The organism is Neochlamydia sp. AcF65, from assembly GCF_018342435.1.
Lineage (GTDB): Bacteria > Chlamydiota > Chlamydiia > Chlamydiales > Parachlamydiaceae > Neochlamydia.
This window is the reverse complement of the sequence record NZ_JAEMUE010000069.1, coordinates 1-23,865: the sequence shown is the minus strand read 5'-3', so window position 1 is coordinate 23,865 and position 23,865 is coordinate 1. Positions and strand designations below refer to the sequence as shown.

Annotated in this window: 22 protein-coding genes; 13 read left to right on the top strand and 9 right to left on the bottom strand. The window is 38.6% G+C overall.

What is annotated here, in order from left to right:
• Positions 1-14: 14 nt before the first annotated feature.
• On the top strand, positions 15-1,214 hold the full coding sequence (locus NEOC65_RS08535; protein WP_213156263.1) for an OTU domain-containing protein: 1,200 nt from the start codon (positions 15-17) through the stop codon (positions 1,212-1,214).
• Here NEOC65_RS08535 and NEOC65_RS08530 read toward each other — a convergent pair.
• From NEOC65_RS08530 to NEOC65_RS08520, 3 genes are read right to left on the bottom strand one after another with little or no spacing between them, the layout of a single operon-like run.
• The gene (locus tag NEOC65_RS08530; RefSeq protein WP_213156262.1) at positions 1,211-2,608 is read right to left on the bottom strand and encodes a hypothetical protein; all 1,398 of its coding nucleotides are present in this window, start codon (positions 2,606-2,608) and stop codon (positions 1,211-1,213) included. The two genes, NEOC65_RS08535 and NEOC65_RS08530, sit on opposite strands and share 4 nt — an antisense overlap.
• Positions 2,609-2,620: 12 nt before the next feature.
• Positions 2,621-3,787 carry a small ribosomal subunit Rsm22 family protein gene (locus NEOC65_RS08525; RefSeq protein WP_213156261.1) on the bottom strand — a complete coding sequence of 389 codons (1,167 nt, stop codon included), beginning with the start codon at positions 3,785-3,787 and terminating at the stop codon, positions 2,621-2,623.
• Positions 3,787-4,497, bottom strand: a complete 711-nt coding sequence (locus NEOC65_RS08520) for a pseudouridine synthase (protein ID WP_166157216.1) — start codon at positions 4,495-4,497, stop codon at positions 3,787-3,789. The genes NEOC65_RS08525 and NEOC65_RS08520 overlap by 1 nt, the downstream gene beginning before the upstream one ends.
• Before the next feature lie 217 nt (positions 4,498-4,714).
• Here NEOC65_RS08520 and NEOC65_RS08515 point away from each other — a divergent pair, with 217 nt between their 5' ends.
• From NEOC65_RS08515 to NEOC65_RS08505, 3 genes are read left to right on the top strand one after another with little or no spacing between them, the layout of a single operon-like run.
• The gene (locus tag NEOC65_RS08515) at positions 4,715-5,389 is read left to right on the top strand and encodes a 2,3-bisphosphoglycerate-dependent phosphoglycerate mutase (protein ID WP_213156260.1); all 675 of its coding nucleotides are present in this window, start codon (positions 4,715-4,717) and stop codon (positions 5,387-5,389) included.
• A 1-nt stretch (position 5,390) separates the two neighbouring features.
• Positions 5,391-6,557, top strand: a complete 1,167-nt coding sequence (locus NEOC65_RS08510; protein ID WP_213156259.1) for a cysteine desulfurase family protein — start codon at positions 5,391-5,393, stop codon at positions 6,555-6,557.
• A gap of 10 nt (positions 6,558-6,567) precedes the next feature.
• Positions 6,568-7,356, top strand: a complete 789-nt coding sequence (locus NEOC65_RS08505) for a NifU family protein (protein ID WP_213151675.1) — start codon at positions 6,568-6,570, stop codon at positions 7,354-7,356.
• 190 nt (positions 7,357-7,546) lie between these two features.
• Here the strand turns inward: NEOC65_RS08505 and NEOC65_RS08500 are convergent, their stop codons facing one another.
• Positions 7,547-8,965, bottom strand: coding sequence for a leucine-rich repeat domain-containing protein (locus NEOC65_RS08500; RefSeq protein WP_213156258.1), 1,419 nt, complete (start codon positions 8,963-8,965; stop codon positions 7,547-7,549).
• A 385-nt stretch (positions 8,966-9,350) separates the two neighbouring features.
• A complete protein-coding gene (locus NEOC65_RS08495) occupies positions 9,351-10,073 on the bottom strand; it encodes a biotin--[acetyl-CoA-carboxylase] ligase (protein WP_166157200.1) in 723 nt (240 codons plus the stop codon).
• 53 nt (positions 10,074-10,126) lie between these two features.
• Here NEOC65_RS08495 and NEOC65_RS08490 point away from each other — a divergent pair, with 53 nt between their 5' ends.
• From NEOC65_RS08490 to NEOC65_RS08480, 3 genes are read left to right on the top strand one after another with little or no spacing between them, the layout of a single operon-like run.
• Complete coding sequence (locus tag NEOC65_RS08490; RefSeq protein ID WP_213151673.1) at positions 10,127-11,263, top strand: FtsW/RodA/SpoVE family cell cycle protein; 1,137 nt, start codon at positions 10,127-10,129, stop codon at positions 11,261-11,263.
• On the top strand, positions 11,263-11,712 hold the full coding sequence (locus NEOC65_RS08485; RefSeq protein WP_213156257.1) for a hypothetical protein: 450 nt from the start codon (positions 11,263-11,265) through the stop codon (positions 11,710-11,712). Before NEOC65_RS08490 ends, NEOC65_RS08485 begins: the two co-directional genes overlap by 1 nt.
• Positions 11,694-12,002 (top strand): hypothetical protein, encoded by a 309-nt coding sequence (locus tag NEOC65_RS08480; protein ID WP_213151671.1) that lies wholly within the window; start codon positions 11,694-11,696, stop codon positions 12,000-12,002. Before NEOC65_RS08485 ends, NEOC65_RS08480 begins: the two co-directional genes overlap by 19 nt.
• Before the next feature lie 343 nt (positions 12,003-12,345).
• Here NEOC65_RS08480 and rpsJ read toward each other — a convergent pair whose 3' ends face one another.
• From rpsJ to rpsL, 4 genes are all read right to left on the bottom strand, one after another.
• Entirely contained in the window at positions 12,346-12,702 is a 357-nt protein-coding gene (gene rpsJ / locus NEOC65_RS08475; RefSeq protein WP_042236533.1) for a 30S ribosomal protein S10, read from the bottom strand.
• 13 nt (positions 12,703-12,715) lie between these two features.
• Complete coding sequence (fusA, locus tag NEOC65_RS08470; RefSeq protein ID WP_166157188.1) at positions 12,716-14,803, bottom strand: elongation factor G; 2,088 nt, start codon at positions 14,801-14,803, stop codon at positions 12,716-12,718.
• Between the two features lie 18 nt (positions 14,804-14,821).
• Positions 14,822-15,295, bottom strand: coding sequence for a 30S ribosomal protein S7 (gene rpsG / locus NEOC65_RS08465; protein WP_213151670.1), 474 nt, complete (start codon positions 15,293-15,295; stop codon positions 14,822-14,824).
• Between the two features lie 188 nt (positions 15,296-15,483).
• Positions 15,484-15,855, bottom strand: coding sequence for a 30S ribosomal protein S12 (gene rpsL / locus NEOC65_RS08460; protein ID WP_039383654.1), 372 nt, complete (start codon positions 15,853-15,855; stop codon positions 15,484-15,486).
• A 212-nt stretch (positions 15,856-16,067) separates the two neighbouring features.
• Between rpsL and NEOC65_RS08455 the strand changes: the two genes are divergently transcribed.
• The 6 genes from NEOC65_RS08455 to NEOC65_RS08430 form a co-directional block, all read left to right on the top strand.
• Entirely contained in the window at positions 16,068-17,204 is a 1,137-nt protein-coding gene (locus tag NEOC65_RS08455; protein WP_166157182.1) for a 1-deoxy-D-xylulose-5-phosphate reductoisomerase, read from the top strand.
• A 383-nt stretch (positions 17,205-17,587) separates the two neighbouring features.
• Entirely contained in the window at positions 17,588-19,552 is a 1,965-nt protein-coding gene (locus NEOC65_RS08450; RefSeq protein WP_213151668.1) for a site-2 protease family protein, read from the top strand.
• A gap of 968 nt (positions 19,553-20,520) precedes the next feature.
• A complete protein-coding gene (locus NEOC65_RS08445; RefSeq protein ID WP_166157176.1) occupies positions 20,521-21,609 on the top strand; it encodes a U-box domain-containing protein in 1,089 nt (362 codons plus the stop codon).
• Between the two features lie 28 nt (positions 21,610-21,637).
• Positions 21,638-22,633 carry a hypothetical protein gene (locus tag NEOC65_RS08440; RefSeq protein ID WP_166157172.1) on the top strand — a complete coding sequence of 332 codons (996 nt, stop codon included), beginning with the start codon at positions 21,638-21,640 and terminating at the stop codon, positions 22,631-22,633.
• Positions 22,634-22,688: 55 nt separating this feature from the next.
• Positions 22,689-23,282 carry a hypothetical protein gene (locus tag NEOC65_RS08435; RefSeq protein WP_166157169.1) on the top strand — a complete coding sequence of 198 codons (594 nt, stop codon included), beginning with the start codon at positions 22,689-22,691 and terminating at the stop codon, positions 23,280-23,282.
• A 19-nt stretch (positions 23,283-23,301) separates the two neighbouring features.
• Positions 23,302-23,865 (top strand): hypothetical protein (locus NEOC65_RS08430; protein WP_213156256.1); only part of this gene is annotated, 564 nt, incomplete at its 3' end.

Here is a 23,865-nt window from a genome sequence, read left to right as displayed (position 1 = left end):
AGGTGATTTCCATAATGATAATAAAATATATAGATAAAGAAAAAAGTTATACTCAATATGATAATCAATCGTTTGGCTCTTTGGAATATACAGTTACAGGGCCTGAGGGCAAAAAATATTCCCTTGAGTCTGGCCAGCAGACAAAATATACTCCTCTCCATAGAATTTTACTGGGTCTTAAATCTTTAGCATTGACCTTTTTTTCTTTAGGTTTAGCAATGATTCATGGTCAAATTAGAGAAGGATGGAAAGCATTTTTTACCGGTAAACGTTCAATAGCAGTTTATAAAAGCGATGACATACAACCTCAAGGCCAGGTGCGTAGGACTTCAGAAAAAGCGGATACTTTTTTCTATAAGTTCTCCCAAGAGGAAAAATCAACGCTGGATAAAGAGATAGGTAGACCAAATGCTAATTATCCAGAAGAGACTTTTTTAAGCGAGATTAAGGCAAATCCTAATGAAAAAGTGAGTGAGCCCAAAGCTCAGCATAAAGCTTCTCTTGCCGCTAACGATAGATTAGAGGAGAGTCTATTTCACTCAGACGATGGAGATTTCTATTACGACAGCGACCTAGAAAGTGACGAAGATGAGATAGATTACGAGGAAATAGACCAAAAAGAAGAAGATAGAGATTTAAAGAGCTTATGTATATCAAGCAATGCTCCGTCTGCAAAACCGAAAAGAAGCGTAAAAGACCGATGCCTTGAACGTTTGAAAGGTGATTTAGCTGCCATAGATAAAGACTATGGAACAGCCATAGATAATGGTGATTGTTTTTTTGATGCTTTTGCTCAAGCGCTCAATAAAAAATTAAATAAAAGCCTTACTCTTACGGATTTGCGAAGAAAAGTAAGCGAATATGTTAATGCTCTTCCCTCTCAGAATAACTGGATAAAAGATAGCTTAAAGGAAGAATATGGAAATATAGATAGCTATGAAAGTTATATAAAAGGGATTAAGCATAATAGTAGTGAGGCAGAGAAAAATGGAGGATATCCTATTTGGGGCAAACCTGAAATAGATGGGATAATTCTTTGCCAGCTTTACCATGTCAATTTAAAAGTATATGAAGTAGGTGATGGGGGCGATGGAATGGATGGGCTCTGGGTAGCAGAATTAGAGTATCCCTTAAACACCCCTTATGATACTACAGTGGAATTAGCTTTGTATCCAGGCCACTTTCTACCAGTATATGATAAAAAATCACTTTAATACAAGCGCTGGCTGCTGAAAAAATTAATATCACTTAGAAGCATCTCTTTAAGCCAGTGATACATAGTAGAAGGAGATAAAACTTCTTTCTTTTCAACCTCTATCAGGAAGTCGTGCAGTTGCTTTAATGCAAGCTCTTCTAGCAAGTTTGTATGTTTTCCAATGCTGATTTCATAAAAATTGCCAATTTGATAGATGTATTCTAAGTCTGTTGGAGTATACGGGGCGGCTTTTAAAGAATCTTTTCCCTTTTCGAGGTATTGATCGATAATGGTTTGATGCAGGGAGCTAAGGTAATGATAAGGATTATTGTGCGGCAAAAGATGCTTATAAAAAGAATTTAAAATCGTTTCTGCATCTATCCCTATGATTTTCAACATGCATCCATTTAGCTGGAGATGAAGGGATAAAAACTCAGTTGCATGTTGATTAAAGCACTCTTGTTTGGCCTTTAGAAAAGCTTTAGCTTGTAGATTAAAACGACCCGTTGGTTTCAGTTCGTTAGCAATTTCTTGCATTTTGCTTTTTAATGCATGATCTTTTGGTAGGAAGAAGGGGGGTAAGCACCATCCATGATGCTGAGAGGGGTGAGGGTACCCTGTTTGCTGGGATTGAGTGGTGATATGAAAGCTTTCAGGTATAGGAATGCTGGGACCTTTGCTTGTTAAAGAACGTTTGAAAGTGCCTTTAAGCTCAATAGTTTCTCCCGGAAAGGAAGATATCGTTTGCTCAAGAGCTACCACAGATTCAGCAATCGCTTTAGACAAAGGGGTCTGTTCCTTAATTACAATAGGCATTTCACGAATTATATTTAATTGTTCTGTCAAAGAAGTAAAACGCACTTCATGATGTTTAAGCAAAGTAATAGCTTTCATACGAAAAGCGTCAATTTCTTGAGTAGTAGGCAAAAGTTCGCCTTGAGAAAATGGTGGGAGTGGTAACTTAACCTTTTCATTTTCTTGGCTATAATGCTTGCAGGAAATTTCTTTGCCTAAATTTATTTTTCCTTTCTTTTTTTCTCTTTTAGGAATTTTGACAAGAAGTGTGTCCATCCATCGGCGCCAGGGGAGCGGACGTCTGTTTAGATGGTTGCTTACCGCATTAAAACGATCGACAGCTGTGTAAGCAGAAGATGCTATTTGTTTTTGCCGAAAAGTGCCCTGGGCTAAAGATTGAATTAAAGAAAAACTGTTTTTAATTACTGCAAGAGCTTGTTGAACCTTTTTTTTCTCTTCTACCTTAACAGAGCCAGTAGAAAAAAGCTTTTTAGCAAATACTATAGTTTTTTTTAGAAGAGAGGTAGAAGAAGATGTTTCTTTACGATAAGAAAAGCTTTCTAAAATTTTTATAGCAGCTTGTAGCTCTCTAGTAGAAACGTATTTTTCTTTATCCATTCAAATGATTACCTATTCATTGATAATTTCAGGGATAGGTTTGCCACAGGCCGCTGCCACTTTTACTTGTGTATTTTCGATAATATCCATAGCATTTTGATTTTCATGAGCTTTTTCAATAGAAATTAGCTCACCACGCCTTAAATACTCAAATGCTTTAGATTCGGAAGGAAGCACCTGCACGCGGGAGCCTAAATGTTTTTTGCCATCTATCCCACATAAATAAAAACGTGTGCCATGAAAAGATTCAACCGGGGGGCTAATCACTCGGTAATATTTTCTCTCCTCTAAAATAGGCCATTCAGCTTGAGGGCTACGAAAAATTATATAAGACATTTTTAAAGAGCCCAGATTGATTTGGGCAGCACGTTGAATTTCTCTGATAATATAAGGCTTATAAAATTCTCGCTGGGCATAGCAGGGATTGTTTTTAGTTTGAAGGGCGGGACATTCTCCTTTCCACACACAAGGGGCTTGTATAGGTACCTTTTTTCTTACCATGCAATCGCGTATCTGTAAAATCCTCTGGTTTGCTTCGGGATGAGAAGAATCGACAACTACTAAATTGCCCGCAGCGTTGAGTCGATTAAGTAGCATGGACAAAAATTCATTTTGCTTAGTCTGCCAGTTAGCACTATTGATAGGAAAAAGTTCTTTTAAACAATGAGCTACAATGATTAAGTCAAATTTTCCTTCCAAAGGAAGGGATGTTTTAAGGCAATTCCAGGAGCGAATGCTTAAAGCATAGCCTGATCTTCCACATACTTCAGCGCCGAGTTGTAGAGCAGCTTGATTATAGTCTAAAGCTGTTACTTCTGAGGCCCCATGCTTAATGGCTGCTAGAGAAAAAGCTCCTGGTCCACTACATATGTCTAAAACACGTTTAGGCTTAAGAGGGATTTCGGCTAGAATAGATAATCCTTGTTGATAATTAACTACCCAATGATAAAGCAGATAGGAGCCCAATAAATCTTTATCTGTAAAGTAATCTCTACCTATAAGTTGATTACCTGTTTCAAGGCCTACTTGTAAATTCTTTACACCTTCCACCACGCGACGAAATTCACGTGTTTGCAATTTATCAGCAGGGCCAGCCTCCTTATGCATACGCCGCCAGGCGCCTAAAAGGATAGGCATGATTTCTTCTAGCTGATGGGCAGGTATCCTATTTGCTTTCATTAATGAGTCTCAAATATTAATTTTTTTTCTCGATCGGTTAAAGAGCGCCAGCTGCCTACAGGCAATTGTCCTAAGATCAAACCACCCAGGCGAATGCGTGTTAAGGAGTAAACTTTTAAGCCTACTGCTTCTAATAAATGACGCACTTCGCGTTTTTTACCTTCCATAATGATCACCTTTAAAGTCCCTTTACGAACTTTTGTAACACGGACAGGCTTGACAAAAGAACCTTCGATCAGGGTACCGCTAGCAATAGCTTTTAGGTGCTCATCGGTAATATCTTGGTCAGTTTTTACTAAATATTCTTTTTGAATATTTTGGGAAGGATGAATGACTTGATTAGCAAAATGCCCATCATTGGTCACTAACAGCAATCCTGCTGTTTCTTTATCTAGACGACCGACCGTAAATAGCCTTTGCTCTACATTTTCAAAGAGATCTATAACAATTTTGGTATCACGATGCCTGGCATTTGTGCATTCGTATCCAGTGGGCTTATTTAAAAGATAGTAAACTTTTGCTTCCGCTTGCTTTATTTTTTCATCATCAACAGCAATATTATCTTTAGCGCCGACCATGGTTTGCGGGATAAGGCAGATATCACCATTCACTTTTACCCGACCAGCAAAAATAATCTCTTCGCAGCCTCTACGAGAGGCTACTCCAGCAGCAGCCAAAAATTTGCTCAGTCTGTTTTTTGTTTTTTCCATTAAAAAGCCTAATTAATTGATTTTAAGAGATAACTTTAAACAATTTTTATTAAAATTACAACCCTTATATCTCTGTAGAAAAGCTCACCCACGGTAGCTTAGTTTGCAAGTCTAAATGATCAACCTTGACTAGTCTCTTAAGGAGTTATAATTTTCTTGATACTTGCTTGATGAGTAGCTATGATGAAAAATTATAATGAATGTAGGTTACTTAAAAGTGAGTAAGCTAATTTTAATGCGCCATGGGCAATCCTGTTGGAATGAATTGGATTTATTTACAGGTTGGGTAAATGTTCCTTTATCGTCAAGAGGAATGCAAGAAGCAATAGAAGGTGGAAAGCTTATTAGCGAGCTTCCTATCGACGCTATTTTTGTCTCTTCTTTGATGCGAGCGCAGCAAACCGCGATGCTTGCCATGCTCCACCACTCCTCCGGCAGGGTACCTGCCATCCAGCCTAGCTCTCAGGAGCATTTAGAGGAATGGTTTAAAATTCATAGTGAGGAAACAAGGAAAGAAATGGTACCTGTCTATTGTGCCTGGCAGCTCAATGAAAGAATGTATGGAGAGTTGCAAGGCTTAAATAAGACAGAGACCATAAGAAAATATGGAAAAGAGCAAGTTCAAATTTGGCGCCGCAGCTTTGAGGTGGCTCCGCCCGGGGGAGAGAGCCTGGAAATGACAAGTGCTCGTACTGTTCCCTATTTCAAAAATTACATATTACCTGCCTTGAAAAATGGAATGAATATTTTCATTGCTGCCCACGGCAACTCCCTTAGAGCAATCATTATGTTTCTAAGTAATTTGTCCAAAGAAGAAGTTGTCCTGCTTGAATTAACTACTGGCAAACCTATCATCTACGATTATCAAGACCCCTACTTTATTCAACAATAATATGCCTTCCATCTACTTTGATAATAGCACGACTACCCGTCCTTCAGAGAAAACGGTTAGTAAAATGCTCCCTTTCTTTTATGGACGGTGGGGAGCTCCATTAGCTCCTCATCATCTGGGACAAGAACTTCTTCCAGCAATTAAAGAAAGCCTTAATCATATTTATAAGCTGCTAAATATAAAAAAAACAGACGCTTTTGTATTCACTTCTTCCGGTGCTGAAGCAGTAAACCATGTCTTTTACTCCGTTTATCATGATGTTACTCGTCTAACAGGGAAAAATCAATTTATCACTTCAAATATTGAAGAGGCCCCTGCTACCATGCTGATCAATCGCTTAGAAGATTGGACCTGCGTAGGAAGAATATTGAAAGCAAATCCCTCAGGCTATATTTCCCCAGAAGCAGTAGCTGACGCCATTACACCTCGTACGGCTCTTGTTTCTCTTGCATGGGCTAATGGGCTTACCGGTGTGATCAATCCAATAGCAGAAATTTCTGCAATATGCCAAGAAAAAGATGTTTTATTACATATTGACGCCACTCATGTCTTGGGTAAGCTTTTTTTTCAATTGGAAGATATTAACCCAGCTTTTTTAACTTTCAACGGAGATCATTTACATGCTCCTAAAGGCACAGGAGGCTTATATATTAAAGAGGGGATCAAGTGTAGCAGTTTTATTGTAGGGGGAATGGATCAAGGCGGCAAGCGAGCGGGGACTTTAAATGTACCGGCTCTAGTAGGGCTAGGTGAAGCTTCTTGCGAAGCTTTAGAAGCTCAAGATTTGATGTGTACGGAAGTGGCCCGCTTAAGAGACCTTTTTGAAACCCAGATTACTTCCTCCATTCCTCATACCCAGATATTTTTTCAAGATCAACACAGGCTTCCTCATATTAGCGCGATTGCTTTTGCAGGTATCAATAATGAAGCTCTTCTATTTGCCTTAAATAGAAAAGGTGTTTATGCTAGTATGGGAGGAGGAAATTTTCAGCAGTTAAAATTAATCCTTATGGCTTCTGCTAGGGATGAAGCATTAGCTTCTTCAACGCTAAGCTTTAGTTTTTGTAAAGATAATTCTGAAGATGAGGTCATGCATGCAGTTGAAATTATTAAAGATTGTGTGTTGAAGCTGCGCAAACTTTCTTCACACCTTTACTTTCATCATTGAAGAGATAAATATGGGAATTTTGCAATTTGTCCATCCGTTTACTTGGACACGTTACAGCAAAAAATTAATCAGTAAAATAGATCACCCTTACTGCGGAGGAATTTTCCTAAAGGAAGATGCTGTCGAAAGGGGAATGTTTTTTATAGAAGGCTCTGCCGGTAGCTTAGAAGAGGGAAATATAGTCTCTTTTTATTGGTTGGTAGATAAAGACGATGGAGTGATTGTAGATGCAAAATTCCAAGTGTTTGGCCATACAGCCTTGATTGGCGCCTCGGAAATAGCTTGTGAGTTGCTAGTAGGAAAAAATTATCTTCAAGCTCAGCGCATAAATGCAGATCTTATTGATAGGCAAGTACGCGATCGTGCCGATGAGGCTGCTTTTCCTCATGAAACCTATTCTCACTTAAATCTAGTGTTGGAAGCCATTGAAAATTGTGCCGAGCAATGCATAGATATACCCCTGGCCGATTCTTATTTGGCTACACCTGTGCCTGTAGGTATGGACAATGTAATTCCAGGAGGTTATCCTGGTTGGAAAGAATTACCTTTAAAGAAAAAGTTAGCGGTTATTGAAGAAGTGCTTGATCAAGATATTCGTCCTTATATTGCTTTAGATGCGGGTGGGGTTAGTGTTCTAAATTTGCTGGAAGATAAAGAGCTGCTTATTGCTTACCATGGTTCCTGTACTTCGTGCTACTCTTCTGTAGGGACCACTTTATCTTATATTCAACAAATTATTCGTGCTAAAGTGCATCCAGAGATCAATGTTATTCCGGAAATGAAAGAGATAACGGGCTAAAGGCTATTTAGGCTGACCTAGACTAAGTCTCGATCATTTCCTTATTATTTTCACTTAAAAAAAGAAAAATTAAATATTTGTAGTAATGTTTAAGCGTACAATAAGGTTTTCTATAGCTTTACAACGTTTCGAGAATGCTAAATCTGTTTTAATTATACATCAAGCGCAAAAACGATGCAGACTTTCTCGGCTACCGTCTAAAGCGCTTTTTTAGTTCTCTAGGAATACTTTCCAGCGGATTTCCATCTAGCCTCAGATCTAGCAGTTGTTCAGTTAGCTGCCCTATCTCTTCAGGAAGAATAGTGAGCCGGTTATCGGATAAATCAAGCTTTTGCAGTTGAGAAAGATACCCTATCTCGGCAGGAAGCATAGCTAGCTGGTTGTAGTCTAAATTAAGCATTTCAAGCATAGTCAGCTGCCCTATCTCGGCAGGAAGAGAAGTAAGCTCGTTGCAGTCTAAATTAAGCATTTTAAGCTTAGCTAGCTGTCCTATCTCGGCAGGAAGAGAAGTAAGCTGGTTATCAGATAAATCAAGCTTTTGTAGTTGAGATAAATGCCCTATCTCAGCAAGAAGAGAGGTAAGCTGGTTGCCGCTTAAGAAAAGCTCTAGCAGATTAGAGAGTTGCCCTAGTTCTGTAGGAAGAGAGTTAAAATTGTTGTGGCTTAAGTTAAGACTTTGCAGCTGCGACAGCAGCTTTATCTTTGTCGGAAGGGTAGTAAGCTGATTGTAATTTAAGTAAAGCTCTTGCAGCTGAGTGAGTTGCCTTATCCTTGTAGGAAGGGTGGTGAGGTGGTTACCGATCAAGCTAAGAACGCGCAGCTGCAAAAGCTGCTCTATCCCTGCTGGAAAAGTGGTGAAGTGGTTGTTGTTTAAGTAAAGTCTTCTTAGCTGGGAAAGCTTCCCTACCTCTGCAGGAAGGGAGGTGAGCTGGTTATTGCCTAAGTAAAGCTCTTGCAGCTGCGAAAGCTGTCCTATTTCTGCGGGAAGGGTGATCAAGTGGTTGTAGTTTAAGTAAAGCTCTTGCAGCTGCGAAAGCTGTCCTATCTCCATAGGTAAAAAGGTCAAGCCAAGTCCTCGTAAATCTAAGCTTTTAATATCTCTGCCATGCCCTTCAATCCACTGCTCAAAAAGCTCTCCTTTTTCCGTTAAAGACAAATACTTGATTTTCTCTTGCTCTAAGTATTCCTCTCCACCAGGAAATTTTTTCCATATCAATAGACGATTAATATTTATAAGATAAGAAGAATAATTAGCCAGAGTAAAAAAACTTGTTTCTTCACTTTTCCATTTAAATTCTAGCTTTATAGGAGCAAGAGAGCTAGCTAAATTAAAGGTTTGCTTGAAAATTGCGTTGGCTTTTTCTACTTCAGAAAGCCCATCTTCTAGCTTATAAATTTTGTCTAAAATAAGAGCCTGTTCGCTAATATTTCCTTGAGGAAAATGCATTTTACCTATTTGCTTATAAAGCGAGGGCATGACTTCAGTAGTTAACAGGTGTCTCCATCTTGTACAAACGCTAAATAAGGCAGGCGAGGTGCTGTGCTCTAAAATGGGGGTTAGTATCTCATTAGGTAAATGGTCGATAGTAAAAGAAGAGCTGGGATTCATGGTATGCTTTCTCTAAAGTATATACATATTTTTGATTGCTTTTTAGGGGAATGCTTATATAGGGAAGAAGCAAAATAGGCAAGATAATACAGAACTAGATACTTAATCTTTAATTTTGCCTAGGGAAAGATATAAAAATTTGCTGAGAAGCTTCTACTGCCTTAATAAAGAGAAGATGATTGCAGCTGGTAAGGTTATTGGATAAAAGAAATTTTTATGTCTTTAAAAGCTTTGGAAACGCTAGTTTTCTTCTTTTAACAACTTAGGTGATAAAGACAGCCGGCTTTATCCTAAAAAAAGCCGGCTTACTTTTATCTCGCGCATCGAAAAGGTATGGCAGTTTGCCAAAGTGCAGCCCTTAAGAAATTATTTAAATTAATTTCTATCAAGGAAGTAAAAGTTCCCCCGCGTAGAATCTTTGGATGCGACCGTTTGGCAATCGTAGCACAAGAGCTCCCTGCTCATCAATCTCTTCAAATGTGCCCTCGTGTTTGTTGATACGGATAATGTCGCCTGGCTGATGGAGGATACCTTGTTTAAAATCCTCTAGCAAGGGCTGAAACCCTTTTTCAAGAAAAAGATCAAGCAATGGCATGAAATTATTTTTTAGCAGATCTAGAACGTGAGAGGTTTTAAAAGTTTGCTCTGTTTCTATGAATAACGAAGTGGCTGGTTGATCAATTTGGCTAGTGATTTCTAAAGGCATATTAACATTCATGCCAATCCCCAGCACGATAGCGCTTTGGTAGTTATCCATGATAGTTTCACAAAGTATGCCAGCGATCTTTTTTTTGTTTATTAAAATATCGTTAGGCCACTTCAAGCAAGGTTGGAGGCGCAACTCTTTTAGTGTTTTCAGAGCAGCTAAAGCTAAAACTTGGGGAATATTAGCTATAAACGTTTGTCTGCTATCTACAAAAAATGTGAAGGTAGCATAAATATTTTGAGCCGCAGGCGAGAGCCAGCGACGCTGGTATTGCCCTCGGCCCATCGTTTGGTGATCAGCAAAGACAAGGGTTAGGCAGGCAGGATCAAAATTTTTGTAATTTTCTTTAGACCAACTGTTTGTAGAATCTAAAGTATTAAAATAAAGACAATTGATTTTCATATAAAGGACGTGCTCGTATAGAATAGCTGATATTCTATCTTAAGATAAAATTTATGTGGAACTACCAATACCTTTCTCGTATAGATTTTCGCATTATTCCTATAATATTAGGATTAATGGTAATGAGCCTTCTTGTCATCTCAGCCTACTCTCTTGAAGGATCTGCAGAGATCACAGAGGAAAGGTTTATTACACCTATGGTTAGGCAGCAAATTCAATGGTTTATAATAGGAGGGTTTGTTTTTATTTTTTTTGCAGGTTTTGATTACAATAAATTGCGCGAGCTGGCCTGGATTTTATATGCCCTAGTGCTCTTATCTTTAGTTGGCTTATTTTTTACAGATTCAATTGCGCGGGTCAATCGCTGGTATCGCCTTCCATTTCTTAATATTAGTTTTCAACCGTCGGAATATGCTAAGCTGATCGTAGTCATCACTTTAAGCTGGTTTTTAGAAAGAACCAAAACAGATTCCCATTCTTTTCGTACAGCTTTCTTTAGCATGATTATTGTAGGCATTCCCTTTATTCTAATCCTTAAGCAACCTGATCTAGGGACGGCTCTAGTTCTTTTTCCTATCACTCTTGTCATGTTTTACTTCGGAGATATCCATCCTCAGATAATTAAAGCGATGACTTTTGTAGCTTCTATAGTCTTAATTGTGGTAGCCCTAATTTTTTTGGGTGTGCTTCCTCATGAAAAATTAAGGCCCTATGCAAGCCTTATCTTAAAAGATTATCAGTTTGATCGTCTGAATCCTTATACTCATCATCAAAAAAGTGCCTCTATTGCTATTGGCATAGGAGGACTAACGGGAGTAGGGTTTAGAAAGAGCGAATATACAAGCGGTGGTTGGCTTCCTGCTGCTTATACGGATTCAGTTTTTCCTGCTTTTGGTGAAGAATTTGGCTTTATCGGCTTGCTTCTTATGCTTATGCTTTTTTATGCTTTAATCTATTTTAGCTTTCAAGTATCAGTAGTGGCTAAAGATCATTTTGGTAGATTATTATCAGCAGGGATAACAGTTTACCTGGCTATGCACATTTTAGTTAACATTGGTATGATGAGTGGCTTTTTACCCATTACGGGTGTTCCTTTAGTATTAGTTACATATGGAGGATCTTCTACTTTATCTACTATGATGGCCCTAGGAATTTTACAAAGTATCTATAGTCGGAGGTTCATGTTTTAATGACTAATTACCAAACCCATCATTTTATTTTTCATCCAGGAGTTTGGATAGGGGAGGGAAAAATAACTTTTAGCACCTCTCCTGAAAGCTTACATTTTTATACAAAATGGGTAGTAGACAAGCAGAAGGAAAAGATAGGTTACATCTGTCAGCAGTCTGTAGAAATATTGGGGATAGATGAACAGGTGTCTAATCAATTGACCTTTTTCGAAATGGCTCCCGCTTCTTTTAGCGTCAGGTTGGAAAATGAGCTTATTGGAAGCGTAAGTGGTAAAGGAGTAATAGATGCTAAAATTATAGCCTGGGAATATCCTCTAAGCAATGACTTTGAAGGTTTCGAAGTCTATGAGCTGCAGGAAAATGGGGATTATTTGTTGCGTGCCGAATATAACTCTTCCGATCAGTATCGAACCATCATAGAGGGAAAAATATGGAAAAAATTTACCTAAATTTGTTGTTGCTTTTTTTAACTGGATGCATAGCTCCTATAATGACTACTGCAGGTTTTGATGAAATAGCACCTGGCACTTCTATAACAGCTATTGAGGCTCACTTTGGCGCTCCCTATGCGGTAAATAATCTGCCTAATGGTCTTCAAGAGTATATTTATATCCAGCGCACTTCTCTTTCCTCTTCTGCCGTAGATCAGCTATCTTATGTCTTATATGTATCTCAAGGAAAAGTTATTTCTAAGCGCTTAAAAAGTGATTCTCAGGCTTTATTTCTTAATTACTACTAGTTAAAGCTTTGCTTTAAGCCCCAACAGCAAAAAGAAAAGCTAATAAGATCTTTGCTGATAGAATAAAAAAGACATTTTTTATGTGCCTTATACGCTTTTAAGCAGCTTCCTTAAAGATAATCCTCTATCTACGATTAAATAAATCAATCTAAAAACTTTATTTATTGGACCAAGAATGTAGAGAAGAGACGCGTCTTTATAGTGCTCGCCTAATCTAAGCTTATGAGCTTAGGGGATGGAGACTGTCTAGGCAGTTTTTTTGCATAAGGAAATAAGAGACTATACATGAGAAAAAAAAGCTGTAGAACTTAGGCCAAGCTTAAGCTCTACAGCATAAAAACAATTACGCTTTAATTTTGATGTCCACGCCCGCTGGTAAGGTCAACGTTTTAAGAGCGTCGATAGTTTTACCGGTGGGGTTAAGGATGTCAATAAGACGTTTGTGCGTGCGCATCTCAAATTGTTCACGCGATTTGCGGTCAATGTTAGGTGAGCGCAAAACAGTAAATTTTACAATACGTGTGGGCAGAGGAATAGGACCAGCTATTGCTGCACCTGTACGCTTTGCTGTTTCTACGATATCTTCAGTAGAACGGTCGAGGATCCGTTGGTCGTATCCTTTAAGCCTAATACGAATCTTTTGACGCGCCGGCTTGTGCACCTTTTCTTGCTTTATTTGTTTCTCTTGTTGTTTTGCCATAGGATGATAAACCTTATTTCTTGATAATTTCTTCTTGTATTTTTGCCGGCACTTTTTCAAAGTGGCTAGGTTCCATTACATAGGTTGCACGTCCTGAGGATAACGAGCGCAACAAGGTGGAGTAACCAAACATTTCGCTAAGCGGAACCTCAGCATGGATGAGGACCGCGCCTTTATGGTTTTCTTGACCTAAAATCTGCCCACGGCGGCGGTTAAGATCGCCAATTACATCGCCCATATATTGTTCAGGAGTAGTCACATCCACTTTCATGATAGGCTCTAATAGAATCGGCTTACCTTTTTTAGCAGCCTCCTTAATAGCCATAGAACCACATATTTTAAAGGCCATCTCGTTAGAGTCGACATCATGGTAAGAACCAAATACAATAGAGACTTTAACATCTACTAGATTGTATCCAGCAAGCACACCCGTAGCAAGGCCTTCTTCAATCCCTTTAATTGTCGGAGGTATATATTCTCTGGGAATCGATCCTCCTACAATTTTGCTAACAATTTCATTGCCCTTGCCTTTCTCGTTTGGTTCAATTTCTAGCTCGACGTGAGCATATTGACCACGGCCGCCGGATTGTTTAACAAACTTAGTTTGGCTAGCAGCTGGCGAAGTAATGGTTTCCTTATAAGAAACTTGTGGTTTACCGACGCTAGCTTCTACGTTGAATTCACGCTTCATACGATCGTGCAAAATTTCAAGGTGAAGTTCGCCCATACCCGCAATGATAGTTTGTCCCGTTTCTTCGTTAGTGTAAACTCGGAAAGTAGGATCTTCTTCGGATAAGGAAGAAAGAGCCTGAGCTAGCTTTTCACGGTCACCTTTAGATTTCGGTTCAATCGCCATAGAAATTACAGATTCTGGAAACTCCATTTTTTCGAGCAAGATAGGATGCTCAGGAGAACAGATGGTGTCGCCTGTGCTAGCTTTCTTTAGCCCAATACAAGCTGCAATGTCGCCTGTATAAAATTCATCTTTCTCTTTACGCTGGTTGGCATGCATTTCTAAAAGACGGGAGATTCTTTCTTTACTATCTTTGGTACTGTTGATTAAGTTCATCCCTTTCACTAATGTACCGCTATAAATACGAATGTACGTTAAACGGCCCACGTAAGGGTCTGTCATAATCTTAAAAGCTAAGGCAGCAAAAGGTGCATTATCTTCAGGCTTCAAGAAGATATCTTCATTGGTTTTAAGATCATGGGCTTTAATTTGGCCACGGTCAAGGGGAGATGGCATCCAGTTAACCACTGCGTCAAGCAGGTGCTGCACACCTTTGTTTTTGAAAGCAGAACCGCATAGCACCGGAGTAAATTTGTTTGTACATACACCTTTACGGATAACCTTATTGATTTCATCCACTGTTAAAGAGTCGGGATTTTCCAAAACTTTTGTCATGAATTCTTCATTATTTTCATCTATAGTGGCTAGTTCATCCAATAACTCTGAACGTAATTGCTTGCATTTTTCCAGCAGATCTGCAGGAATGTCTGCCTCTTCCCAGTCAGCCCCTAGGGTTTCATCGTGGAAGAAAAAAGCTCTCATACAGACTAGATCGACCATACCCTTGAACTCCGACTCTGCGCCAATAGGACAGTGAACGGGGATAGCATTAGCATGAAGCTTTTCACGCATGGTTTTAATCGCATCAAAGAAGTCCGCACCAATACGGTCCATCTTGTTAACAAACGCAATGCGTGGAACACCGTATTTATCTGCTTGGCGCCATACTGTTTCAGACTGAGGTTCTACTCCAGAAACTGAGCAAAATACAGCTACTGAACCATCTAAAACTCGCAAGGAACGTTCAACCTCAATGGTAAAATCCACGTGTCCAGGAGTATCGATAATATTAATTTTGCACTCTTTCCAGAAAACTGTGGTTGCTGCGGAAGTAATCGTAATTCCACGCTCTTGCTCTTGCTCCATCCAGTCCATGGTAGCCGCGCCTTCGTGCACTTCACCCATGCGGTGTGTACGGCCGGTATAATACAGAATTCTTTCTGTGGTTGTAGTTTTACCGGCATCAATGTGAGCCATGATACCAATATTACGTACATTTTTAATGTGTTCTTTCTCAGGTCTAGCCATAATTAATTCTTTCCTTCGTTACCATTTATAATGAGCAAAAGCTTTGTTAGCTTCAGCCATTCTATGGGTGTCGTCTTTCTTTTTAATGGTGGTACCTTGGTTATGGAAGCAATCAGCTAACTCGGTAGATAGACCTTCTTCCATGGAGCGCCCGGTTTTAGCGCGCGAGTGATTGATAATCCATCCCATTGCCATTGCGATGCGGCGGTTAGCAGGAATTTCAATAGGTACTTGATAGGTAGCACCACCAATGCGCCGGGATTTAACCTCTAAGGCGGGCTTAGCGTTTTCTAAAGCTTGTTCGAAAGCTTCTAAAGGGTTGTCTGCTTTGATGCGCTTGGCAAATTTTTCTAAAGCATTATATACTATTCTGCGAGCCACAGATTTGTTTCCACCGATCATCACCCTATTGATAAACTTAGCAAGCAAAGTGCTGCCATAAAGTGGTTCAGGGTCAATGTGTCTTTTTTCTGCTCTACGTCTTCTTGACATTTTTTCCTCTTCGTTGATGTATTTTTTTATACTTGGCAGTTTTAAAGCTTCTGCCTTTATCGAAGATCGAATGCTTCACCTGGATTTTAGGAAAGTTATCCTAATAAGCCTGCGCGTGATTGGCGTTCTTTTTAATATTGATAGAGCGCGAACCACGGGCCAAAATATCCATTGAGAATATTCTAGCGTTACTTGGGCCGTTTTGCCCCATATTTCGATCTTGATTTTTTGCGATTCTGTACAGCTGCACAGTCTAATGTTCCACGTACGATATGATAACGTACACCTGGAAGGTCTTTTACACGGCCACCACGGACAAGTACAATGCTATGTTCTTGCAGATTATGACCTTCACCACCAATATAGGCGATTACTTCTTGGCCAGTTGATAAACGTACCCATGCTACTTTACGAAGAGCTGAATTGGGCTTTTTAGGTGTTTTAGTTTTTACCTGTAAGCAAACGCCACGTCTTTGTGGACATTTCAGCAAAGCAGGAGACTTGCTACGTCTTTTTTTAGGTGTACGAGGTTGCCGTACAAGTTGGTTAATTGTGGGCATGTGATTCCCTTTCTCCTTATTAATTAATGATAAGTGCCCCTTCTCATGAGATAGATTTTGAGAAGCTATGGGGGGTAGTATAGGAAAAAATTACTTTTATGAAAAGAAGTTTTGTTCACTCGTTTACTAGATAGGTGTCTACTGTTTGCTTGCCTGTCATTGACTTTATTCATTTTTCAGCTATACTTTCCCCTTCATATACAAAGGATAGCATGAAAAATCTCTCAATTTTGGGCAGTACAGGCTCAATTGGTCTAAATACATTGAAAGTAGCCAGACATTTGAAAGATAAATTTCGAATAGTAGCTCTTGCCGCTAAATCTAATATTGATTTGCTAGAGCAGCAAGCTTTGGAGTTTCATCCCGAGCTCGTCTGTGTCTACGATGAAAAAATGGCGATGGAGCTAAAAAGAAAACTTCCTCATGTAGAAGTGGTGACAGGCCTTGAAGGTCTGCAAGCGGTAGCTACGCATGGAAAGGCGGAAATGGTCATTTCGGCGATGACAGGGACGAGAGGGTTAGCTCCTACAGTAGCTGCTATCCAAGCAGGTAAAAACGTAGGATTAGCTAATAAAGAATCTTTAGTTTCGGGTGGAGAGCTTATCATGTCATTAATTAAAAAGAATGGCGTGCATCTACTTCCTATTGATAGTGAGCATAGTGCTCTTTTCCAATGCTTAAATGGAGAAGATCCTAAAAAAATTTATCGCATGATTCTGACTGCTTCAGGAGGCCCTTTTCGTGCTTGGTCTAGCGAGCAGCTAGCTCAAATAAGTGTTGAGCAAGCATTGGCTCATCCTACTTGGAATATGGGCCCTAAAGTGACGATTGATTGCTCGACATTAATGAATAAGGGATTAGAAGCAATAGAAGCACATTGGTTGTTTAGTATACCTATGGAGCAAATCGAAGTTGTCATTCACCCTCAAAGTTTGATCCATAGCATGATCGAATTTACAGATGGATCTATAATGGCACAAATGGGAGAGCCTAACATGATTGTTCCCATTCAATATGCAATGACTTATCCGGAACGCCATGTAGGGATGTTGGCTAAATTTGATTTTACAAGAATTCATGAATTTCAATTCTATCCTCCCGATTTTAAAAAATTTCGTTGCTTGAGCCTTGCATTTGAGGCTATACGCCAGGGAGGTAGTTTACCTTGTTATATGAATGCTGCTAATGAGACTTTAGTTAGCCGCTTTCTAAACAAGGAAATTGGCTGGCAAGATATCAGTAATAAATTGGAAAAAATGATGAGCGCCCATCCCCTATCCAAGGTAAATACTTTAGAAGATGTTCTTGCTATCGATGAGATAGCGCGAGAGGAAGCTAAAAAGGCTTAAAGCAAAACTTATAGGTTTTTTATATGAAAGGAGGCCAACCAGGATTGCGAAGCCCTCTCTAGGAAAAGAAAAGGTAAAATAAATTTTATTATGTGCCTTAGCTTCTTGTTGCTTTACGAAAGGCCTAACGTTAAATTCTTCACTTAGCGCTTTTTATGGTCGATTACTAAGAGCTTAATTTTTAATTTCTAATTAGGCTACTTTAAGTAACGATAAAAGCTTAAAAATTTAAAAGAGACTGATGTATAAAGAAATCAACTTTTAATTCGTCTGATTTTACCAGGCTGGCCGTGCAGTTTTAGTGTTGCTAAAGCTTTTGTTTTATGGCATACTTCTGTCTTCTTAATCATTCATTTTTGTTAAATTAAAGGGTTATATCGATCATGATCTTTAGCTTTTTGTACATTATACTTGCTGTTCTTGCACTGAGTTTTTTGATTTTTATTCACGAGCTAGGTCATTATTATATGGCCCGCAGAGTAGGCATGCGGGTAGAAACATTTGCTATCGGTTTTGGTAAGCCTATATTTTCTTGGATACGCGACGGAGTTAAATGGCAGATTGGCTGGATCCTTTTTGGAGGCTATGTCAAGATTGCAGGCCAAGACCTTGGTAAAGATCAATCTTCTTACGAAGCACCCGACAGCTTTTTTAGCAAACGTCCTATAGAGCGAGTCAAAGTAGCTTTTATGGGACCTTTTGTGAATCTTTTATTCGCATTTTTTGTTTTTTGCCTACTTTGGGTGAGTGGAGGAAGGTACAAAAATTTTAGCGAGTACACGTCTAAAATTGGCTGGATAGATCCTAAATCAGAACTTTATAAACATAATGTGCGTCCTGGCGATGAGCTTATTTCTTACGATAATAAGCAGTTTCAAAGCTCTAAAGATCATCTGTATGCGGCTATGATGGGTGCCCACCTCATCCAGGTACAAGGAAAAAAGGTTGCCTACGACACAGGCGTGAAAACTCCTTTTGAGTTCACGGTAAAAACTTATCCTCATCCTGCAGCTATGGAAAAAGGAATTTTGACCACTGGCATTCTCCAACCGGCTAATTATATCCTTTACGATAGGCTACCTAATGGAGCTGAAAATCCTTTACCCGATGGTTCGCCTTTACAAGGAAGTGAAATTCAATATGGCGATCGTATTGTCTGGGCAGATGGAGAATTGATTTTCTCCTCTATGCAGCTTAGTAGCATGCTGAATGATGATCGGGTCTTACTGGTGGTACAAAGAGGGGATAAGCGCTTTTTAGCTAGAGCGCCTCGAATTCCTGTGCAAGAGTTACGTTTTGATGCCCATATGAAGGATGAGTTAACGGATTGGCAGTATGCGGTGGATTTAAGCCACCTAAAATTACAAGATCTTTACGTCCTACCTTACAATTTAACTAATCAAGCCGTAGTAGAAAATTCTCTTAAATTTATCGATAAGGAAAAAGAAGAAGAAGCATTCCCTCCCGTTCCTTTCTCATCCCTTGAAGCCGCTTTACAGCCTGGCGATAAAATTCTTGCTATTCATAATACTCCTATTAAGAGTTCTGCTGAATTATTGCAACAATTGCAATCAAAAAGAGTAACACTCATCGTACAAAGAGAGCTTAAAGCTCCTACTCCTCTTCCTTGGCAAGAGGCCGATAAGGCTTTTGATCAAAAGCTGCATTGGCAGGATTTACAAAAGATTATTGATAGTATGGCTGCTTTAAATCCTTTGCAACAAGCGGGTGAATTTATTCTTTTAAATCCTCTTGAACCTAAAACTCGCAGTCAAATTTTCTTATCACCTGAAAAGCAAGCATGGCTAGCAGCAGAAACCCTTCAGGAAAAAAAGCAAATAGAAGCTGTTGAAGATCCTGAGCTAAGGGCTCGTGCTATGCAACATTTTACTGTTAAAGAAAAAGAGCTGATGCTTGGGCTCCCTGCCGCTCAAGATTCTAAAGTTAATTATAATCCTGCCCCCACTCAAATGTTTATGAGTGTTTTCGATGAAATTTGGCGTACCCTAAAAGCTTTATTTACCGGAGCGCTTAATCCTAAGTGGATGAGTGGCCCGATTGGTATCGTGCAAGTGGTGCATGATAGCTGGATGATTAGCATGCAAGACGCTTTATTTTGGATAGGAGCGATTAGCCTTAATCTAGGAATCTTAAATCTCTTGCCCGTTCCTGTCTTAGATGGAGGAACAATCGTCATGTCCTTTATGGAAATGCTGACAGGTAGAAAAATTAGTTCTAAGATGTTAGAAAAGTTAGTTTTACCTTTTGCTATCCTCCTGATCGGCATGTTTCTATATTTGACCATTAATGATCTAAGTCGTATTTTTGGCGGCTTTTTTCATTGGTAAAAATTTCCATAGTTCTTAAAAAAAAATGCCTGTTGCTGGCAGGCAATTTTTTTATTAAGTACATATAAGCGTAGGCTGCAGGCTCCTAAAAAAGTTTGCATGCTTTATTTTTGTAGAATGTAATAAATCTTTAAAGAGCTGTTTTGATCCTAAAGAGGCGGTTGCAGTACTAGCCTATAAGCTAAATTACCTCATAGGGGTCCAGCCTATCCTTTATAAGCTTTAAAGTCTTCCTTAATTGTCTAATCGATTAACTACAGCTTTGATTAGGTCTTGCAGAGTAACCTTATTGGATTAAAAAGCTGTGTAATAAGCTACCTTACGAGTGCCGTTTAGGTTATACTTTAATAAAAGCCAGTGTATTCTTATCTTTATGGCTATCTAAAGTAGTTTTTAGACGATCATAACTCTAGTAGCCTTCACCTTTTGTCTCTTTTTCTATCAATAAAATCTGCCCATCTTTTGGCTTAATTTCTACAAGAAATCGCCTGATCGGGCTTTGGCTCCAGCCTAAGCTCACATGGTAGTTAGTTGGCACGGCTAATGGAGAGGAAAGATTTTCTTCTTCTTAGGTAATTCTTTTCGGAGTAATTTCCAGCCATCTAGTTTCTCTTTATCTAGAAAAGGCCAGATTTTATGACTAAAAGCTCTCTATAACTTTACTTTTGCTGATTGCATTTTTGCCTTGGATTAACTTCTTTAAAGACATTATTTTTTTATGTTCTCCATCTGCCAACTAATCGTTATAGATTATTAGGATTTATTACCCCTGAGCATAATAAGGGAGTTACATAGAAAGCGAAAAAATAGCATATTAAAAAGGAAATAATCGACATTGTTGTTTACAAATTAAGATTTTCTGTTTATTCCTTAAAGGAGAAATAAAAACTAGATCTTACATGGGAGAGAATTAATTTATAAAATTAGAGATTCTTTATAATTTTTTATGAAAAATGAAAGGAGGGAATATGAGTTCTATTCAACAAGCGATTAACCAAACCTGCGCTATCATGAGGCCTTTCTTTACTACTATTGATATTAGCCTAGATATTGCGCAAATGATTACCGATGAAAATGTCTCCAAACTTAGGACTGCGGCGATAGTTTCTCGAACAGCTGTATTAGTACTTAATATATTTTCTTTAGTAGGGGAGAAAAAAGACTTTTCCAATCATACGTTAAAAACTCTCAAAGGAATTGAACTAGGTGCTCGCATGGTGGATGGGCCTATCCAATTTTCAAAACATATAAAAGATTTAAAAGAGGAGAAATATACATTATCAGCAATCATTCGCTTGATTACAAAAGGCGCCATTAATCCTTGTACAGGGATATTAAGAAATATTTGCGAATTAAGTATCTTTAATGAAAAAATCTATTTAGAAAAATTGGCTAAAACTTCTGAAGCCATGCGTCCCCAATGGGAATATGATAATGCTGAGCATCCTAACCTTATCGGATATAAAAAGATTGATCGTCAAGAATGCGAAAGAAATATTCAATTATTCGAAAAACTCAGTGCTGGCTTTAATATCGCCGAAGCAAGCGTATATAGCATAGAGGCAAGCTACTATCTGATCATACAAAAATTTTTGGAAGAGGCTTTAAGACAGGCTGCCATCCGAGAAAGCCATGGAGGGCAACAGGTAGTTCAGCATATAAATCCATTGCCGGCAACTGATGCCGCTCAATTGCCTGAAAACATCGTAGATGCAGATCATCTTTTTAACTTCAAAAAATTACCATTAATTCCTGTCGAATTTCACCAAGATCCTACTTTGAGTAAATATAGCTGTCCTTTAACCCTATCTCCTATACGTAATATTGTACAAGATCCTACTGCCCGAGGCGAAGAGCCCATATTCTATGAACGAGATGCTATTGCTTTATGGCTGGCTAGCAATCAAACTTCTCCTATGACCAGACGTCCCTTAACGCTAGAGCAATTATTTCCTCGCTTTGATTTGCAAGAGCTTATTGATGCAAGATTAGAATTTTTTGAAAATGCTGTTAAAGATTTTTTAAGAGAAAAAATTAACGAAAGCTTAGCACATTAGCAATAAGTTTAAAAAGTGAGGATAATCAATGAGCGCACTAGAAATTGCAAGCCTAGTGGTAAAAGGCTTAGAAATCATTCCCGCGGCCACAGAAATTATACGTGTATGTCACAAGTCAGATCGCTTAAATACTGAGGAGAAATTATCTATAACGGCCGAAGCTCTTTTTGTTTTTTTTAGAGCCTTGGAAGTCGGCTTCCAAGGTACGCGCCTAGCCACATCTGAAAAAGTGGATCAATTTTGTAAGGAAATAGGAGTTTCGGCAGACGAGATTAAAATTGGTTTAACCCTTTCTTCTAATTTTGCAGACGTTGGACGCATAACTTGCCATAAAATAGGTTCTAATGAGCGTTTACCTATAGCTATGATAGATATTTTGGCAGTAGCCATCTTTAAAGTAAGCGAAACTGTCGATCAGATTTCTAAATTAGAGACTTTATCCGCTCAAACAAAAGAAGCTTTAAGTTGGGTGGACACAGGTGGAAACCTTGCCGCTACTAGTCTTAGTATGGGAGTTACAAGCTATCGAGTTTATACTAATAGAGAGAAAATCTTTTTGGCGACAAAGCTTATCTTTAAATATTTAGCTCACATCCATCAAGAGCCTGTGGTTGTAGAAATAAAAGGTAAATATGAAGAGGATGCGAATAAAAATGCGGAAATTTTAAATGCTAAGAATAGGCAGTTATTATTACGCATGATTAAGTGGTATAATTTAGAAGAAATTCCCAGTACCTTTCATAAAGATCCTATTTTCTCTCAATACATATGTGCTATCAGCGGTAAACCTATTCGAAGGCCTGTTAGAGCCTTGCATGGCTTGGGAAAAACACTTTATGAACGTACAGAATTGTATCAATGGAAGGCCCAGCACCCCCATGAGCTTCCTAATCATTGGCCAGAAGATATTCCTTTTGTGCCTCAAAATATGATGAGCGACAAGAAGATTCAAAAGACTATTGATGCACGCCTAGAAGAGTGTGCAAGCTTTTTTAAAATTGGACTTAACACAAGGAGAACTTAAAGACAAAACTAATATTTCATTTTTATATCTTAACATAAGTCAGCCAGGAGTAATCATGATAGTACCTTCAAGTGTTATTAGAGATAAGAACAGCGAAGACGCAGAAGTTATAGAATATATATATAATCGTTTACCTAAGAACGGGACTTTTTCTAAAACAGATATTAAAGTTTCTAGAGTCATCTATGATTGGTTTAAAGGAGCTGAACATCCTACAAATAAGCCCCTTAATAAATTCTGTGAAATAACTAGAAAAATTACTATAAAAAGGCAAACGGCTTCAAAAATAGGTGAAGGATTTCAAGCCTTTTTTTTGACATTTTTAAATATGGCCCAAAATAAATATAATTTAGATGAGGCAGATGTAGCATATGCAAAAGACGCCATTGAAGAAATTCTTTCAGATGAGCACTTAGAAGATAACCAAAATAGTCGAGAGCTTAAAAGTTTGTATGTCAACTGTAAAACCATAGTTTTTTATCAATCATTAGAAAAAGAAGAACATAAGTACGGCCCCTTATTCACAGATGGGCAAGGAATAGCCTATACGTGTACAGCTGCTGTGGTCGCACACCGAATTACTCCTTTAGCTCTCAGCGTCATTGCAACTATTTTGCAAGCGTCTAAATCGTCATGTACACTTTTTTAATTAAAGGGAGATTTTATATATGCACAATATAGAAAATTCATTATGCCAAGCGTCTCAATATACATTAACAAATACAAATTTACACGAACAAGGTATCCCAGAAGCTTCTTTAGAAGAGTTTGAAAATAAGAATACGTCTTTTGGTGATCTTTTAGGGGGCGCTCAAATGCAGCTTCAAGATAACCAGTCTAGAGATGTGTACAATCGCAAAGAACCACAAGAACTACAGGGATTGCTTAAACAATCTATCGAGAATATCGCAAGCATTTATGAGGCTTCTAAAGAATTAAGCAAGCCTTCTAAAAGCAAGCAATATTCTCTGTTGGTCTCAGAGGTAGAAGAAGAGGTAGCTAAAATAAAAATTTTAGGTGGAGTCTTAACCGATAAAGATCAGGTGGTAGAGAGTAAGCAGATAGAAGACCAAGAGAAGGTTCTTAAGCAAATGTATAAAGATATGCCCTTGGGAGAAAGCATTCTACTTCGGTGGGATATAGAGATGATGAAAGGTATGTCACGTCGTCCCGCAGAAAAGATTTACACTACTTCTTATGGAACATTTGAAAATCCTAATGTCTCACACTTA

Excerpts from the sequence above, each read along its gene's own strand:
- NEOC65_RS08535 (WP_213156263.1), top strand. The coding sequence starts at position 15 with ATGATAATAAAATATATAGATAAAGAAAAAAGTTATACTCAATATGAT.
- NEOC65_RS08530 (WP_213156262.1), bottom strand. The coding sequence starts at position 2,608 with ATGGATAAAGAAAAATACGTTTCTACTAGAGAGCTACAAGCTGCTATA.
- NEOC65_RS08525 (WP_213156261.1), bottom strand. The coding sequence starts at position 3,787 with ATGAAAGCAAATAGGATACCTGCCCATCAGCTAGAAGAAATCATGCCT.
- NEOC65_RS08520 (WP_166157216.1), bottom strand. The coding sequence starts at position 4,497 with ATGGAAAAAACAAAAAACAGACTGAGCAAATTTTTGGCTGCTGCTGGA.
- NEOC65_RS08510 (WP_213156259.1), top strand. The coding sequence starts at position 5,391 with ATGCCTTCCATCTACTTTGATAATAGCACGACTACCCGTCCTTCAGAG.
- NEOC65_RS08505 (WP_213151675.1), top strand. The coding sequence starts at position 6,568 with ATGGGAATTTTGCAATTTGTCCATCCGTTTACTTGGACACGTTACAGC.
- NEOC65_RS08500 (WP_213156258.1), bottom strand. The coding sequence starts at position 8,965 with ATGAATCCCAGCTCTTCTTTTACTATCGACCATTTACCTAATGAGATA.
- NEOC65_RS08495 (WP_166157200.1), bottom strand. The coding sequence starts at position 10,073 with ATGAAAATCAATTGTCTTTATTTTAATACTTTAGATTCTACAAACAGT.
- NEOC65_RS08490 (WP_213151673.1), top strand. The coding sequence starts at position 10,127 with ATGTGGAACTACCAATACCTTTCTCGTATAGATTTTCGCATTATTCCT.
- NEOC65_RS08485 (WP_213156257.1), top strand. The coding sequence starts at position 11,263 with ATGACTAATTACCAAACCCATCATTTTATTTTTCATCCAGGAGTTTGG.
- NEOC65_RS08480 (WP_213151671.1), top strand. The coding sequence starts at position 11,694 with ATGGAAAAAATTTACCTAAATTTGTTGTTGCTTTTTTTAACTGGATGC.
- rpsJ (WP_042236533.1), bottom strand. The coding sequence starts at position 12,702 with ATGGCAAAACAACAAGAGAAACAAATAAAGCAAGAAAAGGTGCACAAG.
- fusA (WP_166157188.1), bottom strand. The coding sequence starts at position 14,803 with ATGGCTAGACCTGAGAAAGAACACATTAAAAATGTACGTAATATTGGT.
- rpsG (WP_213151670.1), bottom strand. The coding sequence starts at position 15,295 with ATGTCAAGAAGACGTAGAGCAGAAAAAAGACACATTGACCCTGAACCA.
- rpsL (WP_039383654.1), bottom strand. The coding sequence starts at position 15,855 with ATGCCCACAATTAACCAACTTGTACGGCAACCTCGTACACCTAAAAAA.
- NEOC65_RS08455 (WP_166157182.1), top strand. The coding sequence starts at position 16,068 with ATGAAAAATCTCTCAATTTTGGGCAGTACAGGCTCAATTGGTCTAAAT.
- NEOC65_RS08450 (WP_213151668.1), top strand. The coding sequence starts at position 17,588 with ATGATCTTTAGCTTTTTGTACATTATACTTGCTGTTCTTGCACTGAGT.
- NEOC65_RS08445 (WP_166157176.1), top strand. The coding sequence starts at position 20,521 with ATGAGTTCTATTCAACAAGCGATTAACCAAACCTGCGCTATCATGAGG.
- NEOC65_RS08440 (WP_166157172.1), top strand. The coding sequence starts at position 21,638 with ATGAGCGCACTAGAAATTGCAAGCCTAGTGGTAAAAGGCTTAGAAATC.
- NEOC65_RS08435 (WP_166157169.1), top strand. The coding sequence starts at position 22,689 with ATGATAGTACCTTCAAGTGTTATTAGAGATAAGAACAGCGAAGACGCA.